Source organism: Microbulbifer variabilis (assembly GCF_023716485.1).
Taxonomy (GTDB): Bacteria; Pseudomonadota; Gammaproteobacteria; order Pseudomonadales; family Cellvibrionaceae; genus Microbulbifer; species Microbulbifer variabilis_B.
Genome location: NZ_CP092418.1, coordinates 3,357,722 through 3,372,482 on the forward strand (window position 1 = coordinate 3,357,722; position 14,761 = coordinate 3,372,482).

14 protein-coding genes are annotated in these 14,761 nt (G+C 55.2%); 7 read left to right on the top strand and 7 right to left on the bottom strand.

Translation table 11 applies throughout. From position 1 onward, the window contains the following. Positions 1-41 precede the first annotated feature (41 nt). From ispC to rpsB, 7 genes are all read right to left on the bottom strand, one after another. Entirely contained in the window at positions 42-1,226 is a 1,185-nt protein-coding gene (gene ispC, locus MJO52_RS14915; protein WP_252082660.1) for a 1-deoxy-D-xylulose-5-phosphate reductoisomerase, read from the bottom strand. Between the two features lie 108 nt (positions 1,227-1,334). Next, complete coding sequence (locus MJO52_RS14920) at positions 1,335-2,180, bottom strand: phosphatidate cytidylyltransferase (RefSeq protein ID WP_252082663.1); 846 nt, start codon at positions 2,178-2,180, stop codon at positions 1,335-1,337. A 127-nt stretch (positions 2,181-2,307) separates the two neighbouring features. Further along, complete coding sequence (uppS, locus tag MJO52_RS14925) at positions 2,308-3,063, bottom strand: polyprenyl diphosphate synthase (RefSeq protein WP_252082665.1); 756 nt, start codon at positions 3,061-3,063, stop codon at positions 2,308-2,310. Next, entirely contained in the window at positions 3,063-3,620 is a 558-nt protein-coding gene (gene frr / locus MJO52_RS14930) for a ribosome recycling factor (protein WP_252082666.1), read from the bottom strand. The genes uppS and frr overlap by 1 nt, the downstream gene beginning before the upstream one ends. Further along, a complete protein-coding gene (pyrH, locus tag MJO52_RS14935) occupies positions 3,617-4,354 on the bottom strand; it encodes a UMP kinase (RefSeq protein ID WP_152452478.1) in 738 nt (245 codons plus the stop codon). Before pyrH ends, frr begins: the two co-directional genes overlap by 4 nt. Before the next feature lie 162 nt (positions 4,355-4,516). Then, positions 4,517-5,380, bottom strand: a complete 864-nt coding sequence (gene tsf / locus MJO52_RS14940; protein ID WP_252082668.1) for a translation elongation factor Ts — start codon at positions 5,378-5,380, stop codon at positions 4,517-4,519. Between the two features lie 113 nt (positions 5,381-5,493). Then, positions 5,494-6,240: a 30S ribosomal protein S2 gene (rpsB, locus tag MJO52_RS14945; RefSeq protein WP_252082670.1), complete on the bottom strand. Its 747-nt coding sequence runs from the start codon at positions 6,238-6,240 to the stop codon at positions 5,494-5,496. A gap of 287 nt (positions 6,241-6,527) precedes the next feature. On the opposite strand from rpsB, the gene map reads away from it, so the two are divergent. The 7 genes from map (at position 6,528) to dapE (ending at position 14,641) form a co-directional block, all read left to right on the top strand. Beyond that, entirely contained in the window at positions 6,528-7,298 is a 771-nt protein-coding gene (gene map, locus MJO52_RS14950; RefSeq protein ID WP_252082672.1) for a type I methionyl aminopeptidase, read from the top strand. Between the two features lie 79 nt (positions 7,299-7,377). Continuing rightward, positions 7,378-10,083 (top strand): [protein-PII] uridylyltransferase, encoded by a 2,706-nt coding sequence (locus MJO52_RS14955; RefSeq protein ID WP_252082673.1) that lies wholly within the window; start codon positions 7,378-7,380, stop codon positions 10,081-10,083. 30 nt (positions 10,084-10,113) lie between these two features. Beyond that, positions 10,114-11,292 carry a succinyldiaminopimelate transaminase gene (gene dapC / locus MJO52_RS14960; protein WP_252082675.1) on the top strand — a complete coding sequence of 393 codons (1,179 nt, stop codon included), beginning with the start codon at positions 10,114-10,116 and terminating at the stop codon, positions 11,290-11,292. A gap of 59 nt (positions 11,293-11,351) precedes the next feature. Then, on the top strand, positions 11,352-12,020 hold the full coding sequence (gene nth, locus MJO52_RS14965) for an endonuclease III (protein WP_252082677.1): 669 nt from the start codon (positions 11,352-11,354) through the stop codon (positions 12,018-12,020). A gap of 2 nt (positions 12,021-12,022) precedes the next feature. Beyond that, complete coding sequence (locus MJO52_RS14970; protein ID WP_252082678.1) at positions 12,023-12,376, top strand: ArsC family reductase; 354 nt, start codon at positions 12,023-12,025, stop codon at positions 12,374-12,376. A gap of 9 nt (positions 12,377-12,385) precedes the next feature. After that, the gene (gene dapD / locus MJO52_RS14975; RefSeq protein WP_252082679.1) at positions 12,386-13,417 is read left to right on the top strand and encodes a 2,3,4,5-tetrahydropyridine-2,6-dicarboxylate N-succinyltransferase; all 1,032 of its coding nucleotides are present in this window, start codon (positions 12,386-12,388) and stop codon (positions 13,415-13,417) included. A 90-nt stretch (positions 13,418-13,507) separates the two neighbouring features. Beyond that, positions 13,508-14,641 (top strand): succinyl-diaminopimelate desuccinylase, encoded by a 1,134-nt coding sequence (gene dapE, locus MJO52_RS14980; RefSeq protein ID WP_252082680.1) that lies wholly within the window; start codon positions 13,508-13,510, stop codon positions 14,639-14,641. Positions 14,642-14,761: the final 120 nt, after the last annotated feature.

Sequence of the window (14,761 nt, forward strand, 5' to 3'; positions counted from 1 at the left end):
TTTCATGCGCAAACACCGGCATTATATGCCCAGCAGCAAAATTAAAGGGCCCCAACAGCTTGTTGGGCCAGCTCCCGCGCATTGAGATCAATGGCTTCGACTACGTCCAGCCCTGTCAGTTCAACGGTGGGAGTGCTATTCATTACTTTTTCTATAGCCGCAGCAATACTAGTAAATGCCAACCGTCCTTGTAAAAACGCCTCTACAGCCACCTCATTGGCCGCATTCAATACCGTGGGAGCACTGCCGCCGGCATTCATAGCTTCGCGTGCCAGACGCAGGCAGGGGAATCGCTGATAATTTGGCGCTTCAAAATCCAGGCGGCCCTGCGCTATCAGGTCGAGTGCAGGAACCCCAGCATCTATGCGGGTGGGAAAGGCCAGTGCGTGAGCGATGGGGGTGCGCATATCTGGATTACCCATCTGTGCCAACAGGGAGCCATCCCGATATTGCACCATGGAATGCACAATACTCTGTGGGTGCACGACCACTTCTATTTGCTCTGGGCTGGCGCTGAACAAATAACAGGCCTCAATAAACTCCAACCCCTTATTCATCATGGTGGCCGAATCTACTGAAATTTTCCGTCCCATCGACCAATTGGGGTGTGCGCAAGCTTCCTCGGGGGTCACTCGATGTAAATCACCGGCTAGGCGTGTGCGGAAAGGGCCGCCGGAACCGGTTAGCAAGATTTTTTCCACTCCCGCCCCCTCCAAGCTGCCAAACGGCTGGGGCAGGCACTGGAAAATGGCATTGTGCTCGCTGTCAATTGGCAGCAATTGGGCACCTCCTGCACGCAAAGCTTGCAGGAAAACTGGGCCGGCCATCACCAGAGCCTCTTTATTCGCAAGCAACACTTTCTTCCCAGCTTCAACTGCTGCTAGAGTTGGACGCAGCCCAGCTGCACCGACAATTGCTGCCATAACCACATCCACTTCATTCGCAGAGGCAACCTGGCATAGCCCTTCCAAACCCCAAAGGACTTCAGTAGAAACTCCCTCCCCCAGCATACTGCGCAATTGATCGGCCCCCTCTTCACCAGCCACCACCGCAAAGCGAGGGTTATATTGACGACACTGCTGGGCCAGCTCAGCGATACGCTCGCGGGCTGTCAGAGCATAGATGGTATAGCGCTGGGGGTGGCGGGCAAGCACATCGAGAGTGCTTACCCCAATAGAGCCCGTAGAACCTAGGACAGTGACGACTTGTGGAGATTGCCTTTGCATAAGTGCTCGACTTACCTACGAAACTTCTTGTACCTCGACCAAAGCACCGACAGACAATGGCGGCGCTGGTCACAAGCACTGGATATAAATTGAAGTGTGGCGTACCCGTTATAAGTACTTAGGCAGCTCACTAGCGAGGGCCGCCATGGTGAAAACCGGTAAAGCCGCAGTGAGACTATCCAGCCGATCCATAACACCGCCATGCCCTGGCAGAATATGACTACTGTCTTTGATACCCCGGTGCCGCTTGAACATACTCTCCAGCAGGTCGCCAATGACTGAGGCAAGCGCAGTTACCAGTACACCGAAAGAGAACAGCACAGTATTTTTCAGAGGAAGATCAAACAGGTAGGAAGTAACCAGTGCGAGTATCAAGCAGGCTCCCAAACCGCCAAAAAAACCCTCCCAGGATTTGCCGGGACTCACTTCGCGGGCCAACTTGCGCTTTCCGAACTTGCGCCCGACAAAATAAGCGCCCACATCGGCAGCGACAACAATAGCGACGACATACAATACCAGCCAGGCCCCGTGATCGAGCCCACGCAAAACCACCAGCGACAACCAGCTGGGCACCAGAACCACTAGCCCAATCAGTCCACGTACCCAACGATTGCCCCACAGCGAGGCACTGGCGGGGTAGCTCTGGACCCAGTGAAAAGCAAGCGCCCACCAACCGCAGGCTACTGCCAGGATTTGACGGGCCCGATCAATATCCGGGGATCCGAAATCCATGGAAAAAACATATTCCGCGGTGAATACCAGGGTTCCGCCCAGTGCGGCGAGAAAGACAAAACGCAGTGCGCGATTGAGGTTGGAAAGATTGGCCCACTCCCAACCACCGAGCAAAATCACGGCTACGAAAATCAGTGTGTACCATTGAATTGGTAGCAGGAACAAAACTCCAGCGAAAAGTACCAGCAATACCAGCGCAGTAATTATTCTTTGTTTAAGCACCGAAAACCCCTTTCATCTGGACCTACACTCAGCCTACTATCGCACAGCAAGCCTGAACGCCCCGGTGTAATATTCCTAAAAATTATTCGCGGACAAAAAAATGGCCGCGCATTTGGCCCGATCCCTGTCAGGCCTGCACAGCCGTGCCATCACCTTCAGCGCGCCCACCGAATCGCCGGTCGCGCTGTTGGAATGCTTTTATCGCCTCATCAAGGGCGCTTTCATCAAAATCCGGCCAGAGCGTATCGGTAAAAAATAACTCGCTATAGGCGGCCTGCCAGAGAATAAAGTTACTTATACGCTGCTCGCCACTGGATCTTATCAATAGATCCACCGATGGCAAATCCGCGAGCTGTATATGGCTTTCAACCGCATCCTCATCAATGGAGTCGAGGGACCGCTGGCCATTGACCACCTCTTCGGCAAGCTGCTTTGCCGCCTGGGCAATATCCCAGCGACCGCCATAGTCCGCAGCAATAACCAGGTCGCCCTGAGTACAGCCCCGGGTAATCTCCTCCGCTTCCACAATGGCGCGCTGCAAGCGAGGCGAAAAACGATCCCTGCGCCCTACCACTCTCAGGCGCACGCCTTCATCACGCATACGCCTAGCTTCTTTGCGCAGATAGGAGTGAAACAGCGTCATTAGCAGCTCCACTTCCTTAGGAGGGCGCTGCCAATTTTCGCTAGAAAAAGCGAACAATGTCAGCACCTCTACACCGCGACTCCTACACGCAGACAGGAGATCGCGTATGCGCTCAACTCCAGCCTTGTGCCCAGCCGAGGGCGAGAGCCCTCTGCGGGCGGCCCAGCGCCCATTACCATCCATAATAATGGCGATATGTCGGGGGACTGGGGAGCTCAAGCTGGTACCACTATTACCCATTAAATTTCCATCAGATCTTTTTCTTTAGCTGCGAGCGCCTTATCGACATCCGCTACAAACTGATCTGTAATTTTCTGAACATCATCACCTGCACGACGCTCATCGTCCTCGGAGATTTCCTTGTCCTTGACCAAAGATTTCACCTCAGCCAGCGCATCGCGACGAATATTTCGGATAGACACACGCGCAGTCTCAGCCTCACCGCGAGCCTGACGAATAAAGTTCTTGCGAGTCTCTTCGGTCAGCATAGGCATCGGTATACGAATAACCGCACCCGCTGTGCTTGGGTTGAGGCCCAGATCCGATTTCATAATCGCCTTTTCGATGTCTGGAACCAGGTTTTTCTCCCAAGGAGTCACCGATAAGGTGCGCGCATCCTCAACTGTGACATTGGCAACCTGAGATAGTGGAGTATCTGAACCGTAATAGGAAACATGAATACCGTCGAGAATACTCGGATGCGCACGGCCGGTGCGAATTTTATTGAAATTATTGGCCAGTGCGTCGAGCGCCTTGCTCATGCGAGTCTTAGCGTCTTTTTTGATATCTTCAATCACGATTTCACTTCCTCTTCGATTAGCGTGCCTTCCTCGCCGCCCACGACAATATTGAGCAGCGCACCGGTTTTATCCATACGGAACACCCGAACGGGCATATTGTGCTCGCGGCAGAGACAGATCGCAGTCAAATCCATCACGCCAAGTTTTTTATCGAGCACTTCGTCATAAGTCAGCTGGTCATAGCGGGTTGCGGTAGGGTCCAGTACCGGATCAGCCGAATAAACACCGTCTACCTTGGTGGCTTTTAGCACCAACTCAGCCTCAATTTCAATACCGCGCAGGCAGGCTGCAGAATCTGTGGTAAAAAATGGGTTGCCGGTACCCGCGGCAAAAATCAGTACCTCACCGCGCTCCAAGTAGCGAATGGCCGCGCGGCGGTCATAGTGGTCCACAATTCCGCTCATCTGAATAGAGGACATTACCCGCGAGGAGATATTGGACCTTTCCAGTGCATCTCGCAGGGCCAAGGCATTCATTACCGTAGCCAGCATTCCCATATGATCACCGGTCACGCGATCGAGTCCGGCTGCACTCAGGGCCGCGCCGCGAAACAAGTTGCCGCCGCCCACAACTAATCCAACCTGAACGCCGATACCTACCAGCTGGCCAATCTCCAGGGCCATTTTGTCCAGCACTTTAGGGCTGATACCAAAACCCTGATCACCCATCAGCTCTTCGCCGCTGAGTTTCAACAGAATTCTTTTATATTTGCGGTCTTTAATACCGGGCATTCTTCGGTCCTCTCAAATGTACCTGTTTAGTGGCCAAGTATTGCCGCCGAACATTACAACACTTTCAGTCATTTACACAGAGGGGTGCCCCGCTGTAAGCACATAGGCTCCAGCGAAGGCACCCCACCGCGAGTGAGCGCACAGGGCACCCACTATTATCAATTAAGAAGAGGACTTAACCTGTGCAGCTACTTCTGCAGCGAAGTCCACCTCTTCTTTCTCGATACCTTCGCCCACTTCAAAACGAACGAAAGAAGTTACGTCAGCGCCGGCTTCTTTAACCAGCTTGCCAATACTCACGTCAGGATTCTTAACGAAAGGCTGCTCTACCAAGCTGTTCTCCTTCAGGAACTTCTTGATACGGCCACCCATCATTTTCTCAACGATCTCAGCGGGTTTGCCTTCCATATCCGGCTGCGCCTTGATGATGTCCTTCTCTTTTTCCAGAACATCAGCAGGCATATCTTCAGGCTTATTCACCTGGGGGTTTACCGCGGTTACGTGCATAGCAACGTCTTTCGCCAGCTCAACCTCACCAGCGCTCAGAGCTACCAGGGCGGCGATACGATTATTGGAGTGTACGTAGGCACCTACAACCGGAGCCTCAACCAGCTGGATTCGACGCACACCGATGTTCTCACCGATTTTCTGAACCAGTGCTTCGCGAGCAGTTTCCAGATCACCTTCCATCAGGGCGGCTACGTCCTGCTGACGCTCAGCAAATGCCTTATCGACCACCTTGGCAACAAAAGCCTGGAAGTTTTCATCGCGGGCAACGAAGTCAGTCTCAGAGTTCACTTCAACCAACACACCGTAGCTGCCGTCCTCGGCTACTTTTGCAGCGACAACGCCGTCTGCAGCGGTACGGCCAGCTTTTTTAGCAGCCTTCAGGCCGGAGGCTTTGCGCAGGTCTTCGATCGCTTTCTCGATATCGCCATCCGCTGCGGTAAGTGCTTTCTTACACTCCATCATCGGCAGGCCAGTACGCTCGCGCAGTTCTTTTACCATTGACGCGGTAATCGCCATGATTTTTTCCTCGGGGTTCTGTCACTAAAAATTAGAAAAAAGGGGCCGTAATTCGGGCCCCTTTTTAAGTTCGCAATGTAACGCTACTCCGTTACACTACTTAGCCCTGCAAATTACTCTGCAGCAGCTTCGTCATCGCTAGCTTCGACGTACTCGTCTTTGTTCACCGCGCTGCCAGCTTCCGCTGCACCGGCGAGCACCGCATCAGCTGCAACAGTGGTGTACAGCTTGATTGCACGGATAGCGTCGTCGTTACCGGGAATTACATAGTCAACACCAGCGGGATCGCTATTGGTATCGACAACACCGATTACCGGAATACCAAGCTTGTTAGCTTCCTGGATGGCGATGCGCTCGTGCTCAACGTCGATTACGAAAATCGCGTCGGGCAGACCGCCCATGTCTTTGATACCACCGATGGAGCGGTCAAGCTTTTCCATCATACGGGTGCGCATCAGAGCTTCTTTTTTGGTCAGCTTTTCGAAAGTGCCATCTTGAGACTGGGCTTCCAGCTCACGGAAACGCTTGATGGACGCGCGGATGGTTTTGTAGTTGGTGAGCATACCGCCCAGCCAGCGATTGCTGACGAAGGGCTGGCCACAGCGCTCAGCCTGCTCTTTGATAGATTTCTGTGCAGCACGCTTGGTGCCAACGAACAGAATCTTTTTCTTTTGAGCAGCCATCCCCTTGATCACCTGCAGGGCTTCGTTGAAGGCCGGTACAGTGTGCTCCAGGTTGATGATGTGAATCTTGTTGCGGGCACCAAAGATGAATTGACCCATCTTCGGGTTCCAGTAGCGGGTCTGGTGGCCAAAGTGAACACCAGCCTGCAGCATATCGCGCATGCTTACTTGCGGCATAATAAACCTCTATATATACGGGTTAGTCCTCCACACATCCCATGCGTCAACCCCTATCGAGGCACCCAGACACATGTGTCGATGCGTGTGCGGCATTTTCACCCCGGAAGCATTCCGGAGCGGCGCGCTTTATACCACAATCGCACAGCTGAGTGAAGGACGCGGACAAATATGGTGCGAATGAGTGCGCCGATTCGCTCGCTGAATAGTGTCAAGCCCTGACGCTATGCCCCACCACCGGCAATCCGCTACAATGCCCGCCTTCACAGATAGACTTAAGGACACGCATGACCTCAGCCATAAAGACGCCGGAACAAATTGCCAAAATGCGCACCGCGGGCCGCCTCGCCGCAGAGGTCCTGGAAATGATTGGCGAATATGTGGTCCCTGGTGTCACAACGGAAGAACTGGACCGCCGCTGCCACGACCATATTGTCAATGTGCAGAAAGCCATTCCCGCCTGCCTCGGCTATCGAGGCTTCCCAAAGTCCATTTGCACCTCGGTAAATGAAGTGGTCTGCCACGGAATACCCTCTGAAAGCAAAGTCCTCAAAAAGGGCGACATCATTAATATTGACGTCACCGTGATCAAGGATGGATGGTACGGCGACACCAGCAAGATGTTCTTTGTCGGCAAGCCCGCTGCACACGCCGAGCGACTGGTGCGCGTAACCCAAGAATGCATGTACAAGGCTATTGAGATAGTGCGCCCGGGTACCAGCCTCGGTGATATTGGCCATGTGATCCAGCAGCATGCCGAAAAGAATTACTACTCCGTCGTACGCGACTTCTGCGGTCACGGTATCGGCGATGTCTTCCACGAAGAACCTCAGATATTGCACTACGGCCAGCCCGGAACTGGCGAAGTTTTGCAGGAGGGCATGACCTTCACTATTGAGCCGATGATCAATGCCGGCAAAGCCGCAACCCGCGTTCTCGGCGACGGCTGGACGGCAGTCACCAAGGACCGCCGCCTATCGGCGCAGTGGGAGCACACCATGGTGGTCACCAGCAACGGGGTTGAGGTACTGACCGCACGCGGTGAGGAAAAGTTTTAATCGCAAACTCTCCCCGCTCCAATTAAAGATGCACAGTCCCGCTGCCGCGCGGCGGGACACTGCCAAACGGACTTCAGTCATGCAGCCGGCCAATATCCCTTACTTCGAGCGCCCCCTGTTCTTCTTCGATCAAACCCGCTTTCGCCGGGACTTGGCTTCCCGTGAAAAACCGCCCTTGCAAGTATTTAAAGATGCGATTGGCGCTGCCGAGCACCAGATGGCTGAACGTTTTCGCGAGGGGGAAGATGTGGCCACCCTCGTGCATGAGCGCGCCTTATTCATCGACTGCCTGTTGCACTACGCCTGGCATCAGTACAGCTGGAGACCGGGCGCCAGCTTGCTGGCCGTCGGAGGCTATGGGCGCGGGGAGCTACACCCCCATTCCGATATCGACCTGTTGATCCTCACCGAAGAACGGGCCAATGATGAAACAGTCGACAACATAGAGCGCCTCATTACTTTCCTCTGGGATTTGGGCTTGGAGATCGGTCACTCAGTGCGCAACGTAAAAGAGTGCCTGGCGCTGGCCGCCGAGGACATCACTGTCATCACCAATCTCACCGAGTCCCGTACTGTGGTGGGTGATAGCAAACCCGGCGAACGGCTTGCGGCCGGGATGGAGGGGAGCAAGCTTTGGTCCACCGAGGACTTCTTCAAAGCCAAGTTGGCGGAACAGGATGAGCGCCACAACCGCCAGCAGGCAGCGGAATATATTCTCGAGCCCAACATCAAAAACGCACCCGGCGGGCTGCGCGATATCCAGACTATCTCTTGGGTAGCGAAGTACTTTTTTCGCGTACGCACGCTCAGACAACTGCAGGGCAAGGCCTTTTTCACTGAGGAAGAATTCGCCATTCTGCAGTCCGGCGAAAGCTTCCTTTGGCGTGTGCGCTACGGCCTTCACCTGCTTGCCGGACGCGCCGAGGAGCGACTGCTGTTCGACTACCAGAGGGAGCTAGCCAAACAATTTGGCTATGAAGACAGCGACACCCAACTGGCAGTTGAGCAATTTATGCACAGCTACTATCGCATCGTAATGGCCCTACGCGAGCTTAACGATGTACTGCTGCAGTATTTGGGCGAGGTGATCCAACAAGGGGGTGCGCAGGCTATCACCCCCATCAATGAGCGCTTCCAACTGCGCGGCGGTGCGATTGAAGCCGCCTATCCGCAGGTGTTTAATCAGCACCCCTCTGCGCTATTGGAAATCTTTGTGTTGATGGCCAGGCACCCGCAGATTACCCGGGTACGTGCCTCAACTATCCGCCTGATCCGGGAACACCGCCACTTGATCGATGAGCGCTTTCGCGCGGACTCCGCCAACAGCGAGCTGTTTATGGAACTGCTGCGTTCTGCACGCGGACTCTCCACACAGCTGTCGCGCATGACCCGCTACGGTATTCTCGGGCGCTACCTGCCAGAATTCGGCCGCGTTACCGGGCAAATGCAGCACGATCTCTTCCATATCTACACTGTGGACGCCCACACCCTGCAGGTGGTGCGCAATATGCGCAGTTTTCGCGGCCCCGAAGCACGCGAGAAATTCCCGATCGCCGCGGAGATCCTCGAGCGGTTGCGCCAGCCCGAGCTGCTGTATATTGCCGGCCTCTACCACGATATCGCCAAGGGTCGCGGCGGCGACCACTCGAAGTTGGGCGTGGTGGACGCCGCCGAATTCTGCCAGCGCCACCAACTGCCGGCACGCGACCGCCGCCTAGTGTGCTGGCTGGTGGAAAAGCATCTATTGATGAGCCAGGTATCTCAAAAACAGGACATCAGCGACCCAGAGGTGGTGCATGCCTTCGCCCGCGAGGTGGGCGACCGCGAACACCTGGATTTCCTCTACGCCCTCACAGTAGCCGATATCAACGCCACCAACCCAGAGCTTTGGAACAGCTGGCGCGCCAGCCTGATGCGCCAGCTCTACCAGGCCACCCAACACGCCCTGCGCCGTGGTTTGGAGAATCCCGTCGACCGGGAGGAAATCATCGAGGAGACCCGCAGCCTGGCACTGGAAAAGCTGAGCGCCCTCGGTCTGCCAGAGGCCTCCATAGAAAATATCTGGGCGCAAATGGGCGAGGACTACTTTGTGCGCGAGAGCGCCGACAACATCGTCTGGCACACCGCGGCCATCCATGAGCTGCACAGCAACAGCCCGCTGCTGCCGAGCGACACCCTGGTACTAACGCGCAACTCGGGCCCCGGTGAGCACGATGGCGCCACCCAGGTTTTCGTCTATACCCCCGACCGCGCCAATGTGTTCGCCGCCGCAGTCACCGGACTCGATATGCTCAACCTGAACGTGCACGACGCGCGCCTTTACAGTTCGGCCTCAGGTTACACCCTGGATACTTTTTATGTACTGGATGAATCTGGACAGCCCCTGCTCGACGAACCCCAGCGCCTGCAGCAAATTCGCGAAACCCTACAAGAGGAGCTGGAACTGGTGGAGGATTACTCCAAGGTGATCCAACGGCGCACCCCGAGGCGCCTAAAGATGTTTTCGCTGGAGAGCCGCGCGCACCTATCCACAGAACCGGGAGATCAGTACAGCACGCTGGAAATCACCAGTGCTGATAGACCGGGCCTGCTGGCCCTGATTGCACGCACCTTTGTCACACACGATCTGCGCCTGCACAATGCCAAGATCTCCACTCTCGGGGAGCGGGTGGAGGATATTTTCCATATCACCGATGCCGAGGGGCGCGCGCTCTGCAATACCGAGACCAACCACGCTCTGGAGCAGGCCATTTGCCGGGAGCTGGATGACCACACAGCGCCGTAATATCACCAATGACGAGCGGATAAGAACGCCATGAATCCAAACCTGGACAAGCTGCAGCCCTACCCTTTTTCCAAGTTACAGGCACTGAAAGCGGGCCTGCAGCCGGCGAACAAACCCCATATCGCCCTCTCCATCGGCGAACCGAAACACGAGCCGCCCAAATTCGTACAGAGAGCGCTAGTCGCGCACCTGGATAAGATCTCTGCCTACCCGCTCACCATAGGCCTTGACCCCCTGCGCCAGGCAATTGCCGACTGGCTATGCGCCCGTTTCCAACTCAAACAGGTGAGTGCCGATTCCCAGGTGCTGCCAGTAAACGGCACCCGCGAAGCGTTATTCGCCTTCGCACAGGCCACGGTCACGCCGGGCAGTAAAGTACTGATGCCCAACCCCTTCTACCAGATTTACGAGGGGGCGGCCCTGCTCGCCGGCGCCGAGCCGCACTTTATCAACTGTCTCGCCGACAATAGTTTTAAACCAGACTTCGGCTCGGTGTCCGAATCGGTGTGGCAGCAGTGTGAACTGCTCTACCTGTGTTCACCGGGCAATCCCACCGGTGCCCTGCTAGAGATTGACGATTTGCAATTACTCATCGAACTTGCAGACCGCTACGACTTCACCATCGCCTCGGATGAGTGCTACTCGGAACTCTATTTCGATGAGAGCGCGCCGCCGGCCGGGCTGCTGCAAGCCTGCGAGCAAATGGGCCGCAGCAACTATCACCGCTGTGTGGTTTTTCACAGCCTGTCGAAGCGCTCCAATTTGGCTGGGCTGCGCTCCGGGTTTGTTGCCGGCGACGCTCAGCTGCTGGAGAAATTCCTCCTCTATCGCACCTACCACGGCTGCGCAATGCCGCTACCCAACCAATACGCCTCTATTGCCGCCTGGCAGGATGAAGAGCACGTACGCGAAAATCGCGCACTCTACCGACAAAAGTTCGACGCGGTGCTCGATATTCTCGACGGCTGCTTAGAAGTACAAAAACCACAGGCCAGCTTTTACCTGTGGCCGCGAGTCGGCAACGGGGAGGAGTTCGCCAGAGAGCTATACCGCCAGCAAAACATCACGGTTTTGCCGGGCTCTTTCCTCGCCCGCAATAGCGAGGGAGTAAATCCAGGCAGCGAGTATGTACGCATGGCCCTGGTGGCCACATTGGAAGAATGCATAGAGGCTGCAGAGCGCATCAAAGAATTTTGCCGGCAAACCTGACAGGCGAACTAATCCAACAGACACCGTAACCCAGGAGCCCCACCCAGGCACAGACGAGAATGGCAGTAAAAAATTTACTCAAGCAAGAGCGCGTGGATTTTATTCTACAGCGCCTGGAAGAACTCTATCCGCAGACCCCGATTCCGCTCGATCACAAAGACTCCTACACCTTGTTAGTCGCCGTACTACTCTCGGCGCAGTGTACCGATGAGCGCGTAAACCAGATCACCCCCGCCCTCTGGCAGTTGGCCGACAACCCGGAGGATATGGCTCTAGTACCCGTGGAGGATATTCAAGCGGTTATCCGCCCCTGCGGTTTATCACCGCAAAAATCCAAAGCCATCAGCAAGCTGTCACAAATTCTCGTCAACGAATACCACAGTAAAGTGCCGGAAAATATGGCCGCCCTGGAAACCCTGCCCGGCGTCGGCCACAAGACAGCAAGTGTGGTAATGTCCCAGGCATTTGGCCACCCGGCCTTCCCTGTGGACACCCATATTCACCGCCTGGCGCAGCGCTGGGGACTCACCAGCGGTAAAAATGTCACCCAGACCGAGAAAGATCTAAAAAGGCTATTCCCCAGAGAAAAGTGGAATAAATTGCACCTGCAGATTATTTTTTATGGCCGCGAGTACTGCTCGGCACGCGGCTGCGACGGCACAGTCTGCGAAATCTGCACCACCTGCTATCCCAACCGCAAAAACCCCAAGAAAACCAAAAAGGCGTAACTGTGATTACTCTGTACGGCATTAAAAACTGCGACACCGTAAAGAAAGCCCGCAAATGGCTGGAAAAGAATGGGGTCGACTATCAGTTTCACGATTTCCGTGAAGACGGCATGGACAATGTGCCCCTAAAAGCCTGGCTGAATAAATTTGGCTGGCAGGAAGTGCTGAATCGCCGCTCCACCAGTTGGCGCGCCCTGAGCGAAGCACGGAAAAACACAATGGACAACGCCAGCGCTTTGACCCTGGCCATCGAGACCCCCACCCTGATCAAGCGTCCAGTGACCAGCTCAGGCGGCACTACCCACTTCGGTTTTAAAGAGCAAGAGTTCGCCGCACTTACCGGCCAAGCCAACTAGGAGAAAAAAATGAGCGATATCTACAGCATTGGATTCGGCGTTGGCACCTGTAATAGCAAGGGCGACTGGCTGGAAGTCTTCTATCCAAAACCGCTGTTCAAACCCAGTGCAGAAATAGCCAAAGCGGTGACCGAGACCCTACATATCGAAAGCGGCAACCACAGCCTGCCTCTCGACGCGACCCTGCTCCACAGCCTCACTGAAAAACTGCACAGTGCCGGGGCGGGCGAACAGGCGGAGATCCTACAGCAGTTCGCCAACAGCCACCGACCTCTGGTAGTGGCCGTACTTTCCAGCGACGAGGCGCCACAGACAGTACCTGAAGCCTATTTAAAATTACATTTGCTTTCCCACCGGCTGGTGAAACCCCACGAAACGAATCTCGAAGGTATCTTCGGCAAACTGGTCAATGTGGCCTGGACCAATCAGGGCGCGATCGACCTGGAAGAACTGCCACAGCGCCAACTGGAAGCGCGCCTGAACGGAGAGCACTTGGAAGTTGCCTGTGTCGACAAATTTCCCAAGATGACCAACTACGTGGTGCCCACGGGCGTGCGTATCGCCCACACCGCGCGTGTGCGTCTCGGCGCCTATCTCGGTGAGGGCACCACGATCATGCACGAGGGCTTCGTCAACTTTAACGCGGGCACCGAGGGACCGGGCATGATCGAAGGCCGCATCTCGGCCGGCGTTTTTGTCGGTGCTGGCTCCGATCTGGGTGGCAGCAGCTCCACCATGGGTACTCTCTCCGGCGGCGGAAACATAGTGATTTCCGTGGGTGACAACTGCCTGCTGGGTGCCAACGCCGGTATCGGCATCCCCCTGGGGGATCGCTGCACCGTGGAAGCGGGTTTATATATCACCGCTGGGACCAAAGTGGCCCTACTGGACGACAGCGGCAAACTGGTCGAATACATCAAAGCACGCGAATTGGCCGGAAAGTCCGACCTCCTGTTCCGCAGAAATTCCACCAATGGCGCCGTTGAATGTTTAACGAATAAGAGTGCCATTGAGTTGAATGCAGCTCTGCACAGCAATTAAAACCTGACCCTGCGGGGCCCCGGCCCCGCCCGCTCTCCATCTGCATAAATTCCGATAACAACGCACCTGATCAACTAAAAGGATTATTCCGTGACCCCCACACTGCAACTGGCCTTTGACCTTATCCGCCGTCGCTCCGTAACCCCCGAGGACGCAGGCTGTATGGATCAGATGATTGAGCGGCTGGAAAAAATTGGGTTCAAGGTGACAAAGTTGCGCCGTGGCGATACCGATAATTTTTGGGCGGTGCGCAACGGGCAAAGCATAGGCCCACTGCTCGCCTTCGCCGGACACACCGATGTCGTGCCGAGTGGGCCGGAGGAAAACTGGAGCAGCCCACCCTTCGAACCACAAATCCGCGATAACTTTTTGTATGGTCGCGGTGCGGCCGATATGAAGGGCTCACTGGCAGCAATGGTGGTGGCCTGCGAGGAATTTATCCATCAGCACCCCGATCACAGCGGTCGCATCGCCTTTTTGATCACCAGCGACGAAGAGGGGCCGGCAATCAACGGCACAGTCAAAGTCGTTGAGTGGCTTGAGGAGCAGGGAGAAAAAATAGACTGCTGTATTGTCGGTGAGCCCTCCAGCAGCGAGCGCGTCGGCGATATTATCAAGAATGGAAGACGCGGCTCCCTGGGCCTTGAATTAAAAGTCTTCGGTGTGCAGGGACATGTGGCCTATCCACATCTGGCGGAAAACCCAATTCACAATTTGGCCCCAGCTCTCGCTGAACTGGCCGCAGAAGAGTGGGATCAGGGCAACCAATTTTTCCCAGCCACCAGCTTCCAAGTTTCCAACATCAACGGAGGCACAGGAGCAACCAATGTGATTCCCGGTGAGGTGGATCTGCTCTGTAACTGGCGCTTTTCTACAGAATCCACCGCCGAAGAACTGGAGGCCCGTGCCCGAGCAATCCTGGATAAGTACAACTTAAAATATGAAGCGAACTTTAATTTGTCCGGGCACCCCTTCCTCACTGCCGAGGGTCCACTGGTCCACGCTGTAGAGCAAGCGATTCAAAAAATCACAGGAAAGGAAACAGAGTTATCGACGGCCGGGGGCACTTCGGATGGCCGTTTTATCGCTCCAACAGGAGCGCAGGTAGTGGAACTGGGGCCGGTCAATGCCACTATTCACAAAGTTGATGAGAGAGTCAAAGCCGACGATTTGGATATACTTAAGGAAATCTATCGGGAAGTACTTAGGGAGCTTCTAACCTGAGCTTACTGCCCCAGACGATAATTATTTATTAATTGCACGGACTATCCCACTAAATACACGGATCGGCTTATTCGCCTCCTAACCAACTGCCTCTGCGGTATGCTCCTTCCGATAACAAAA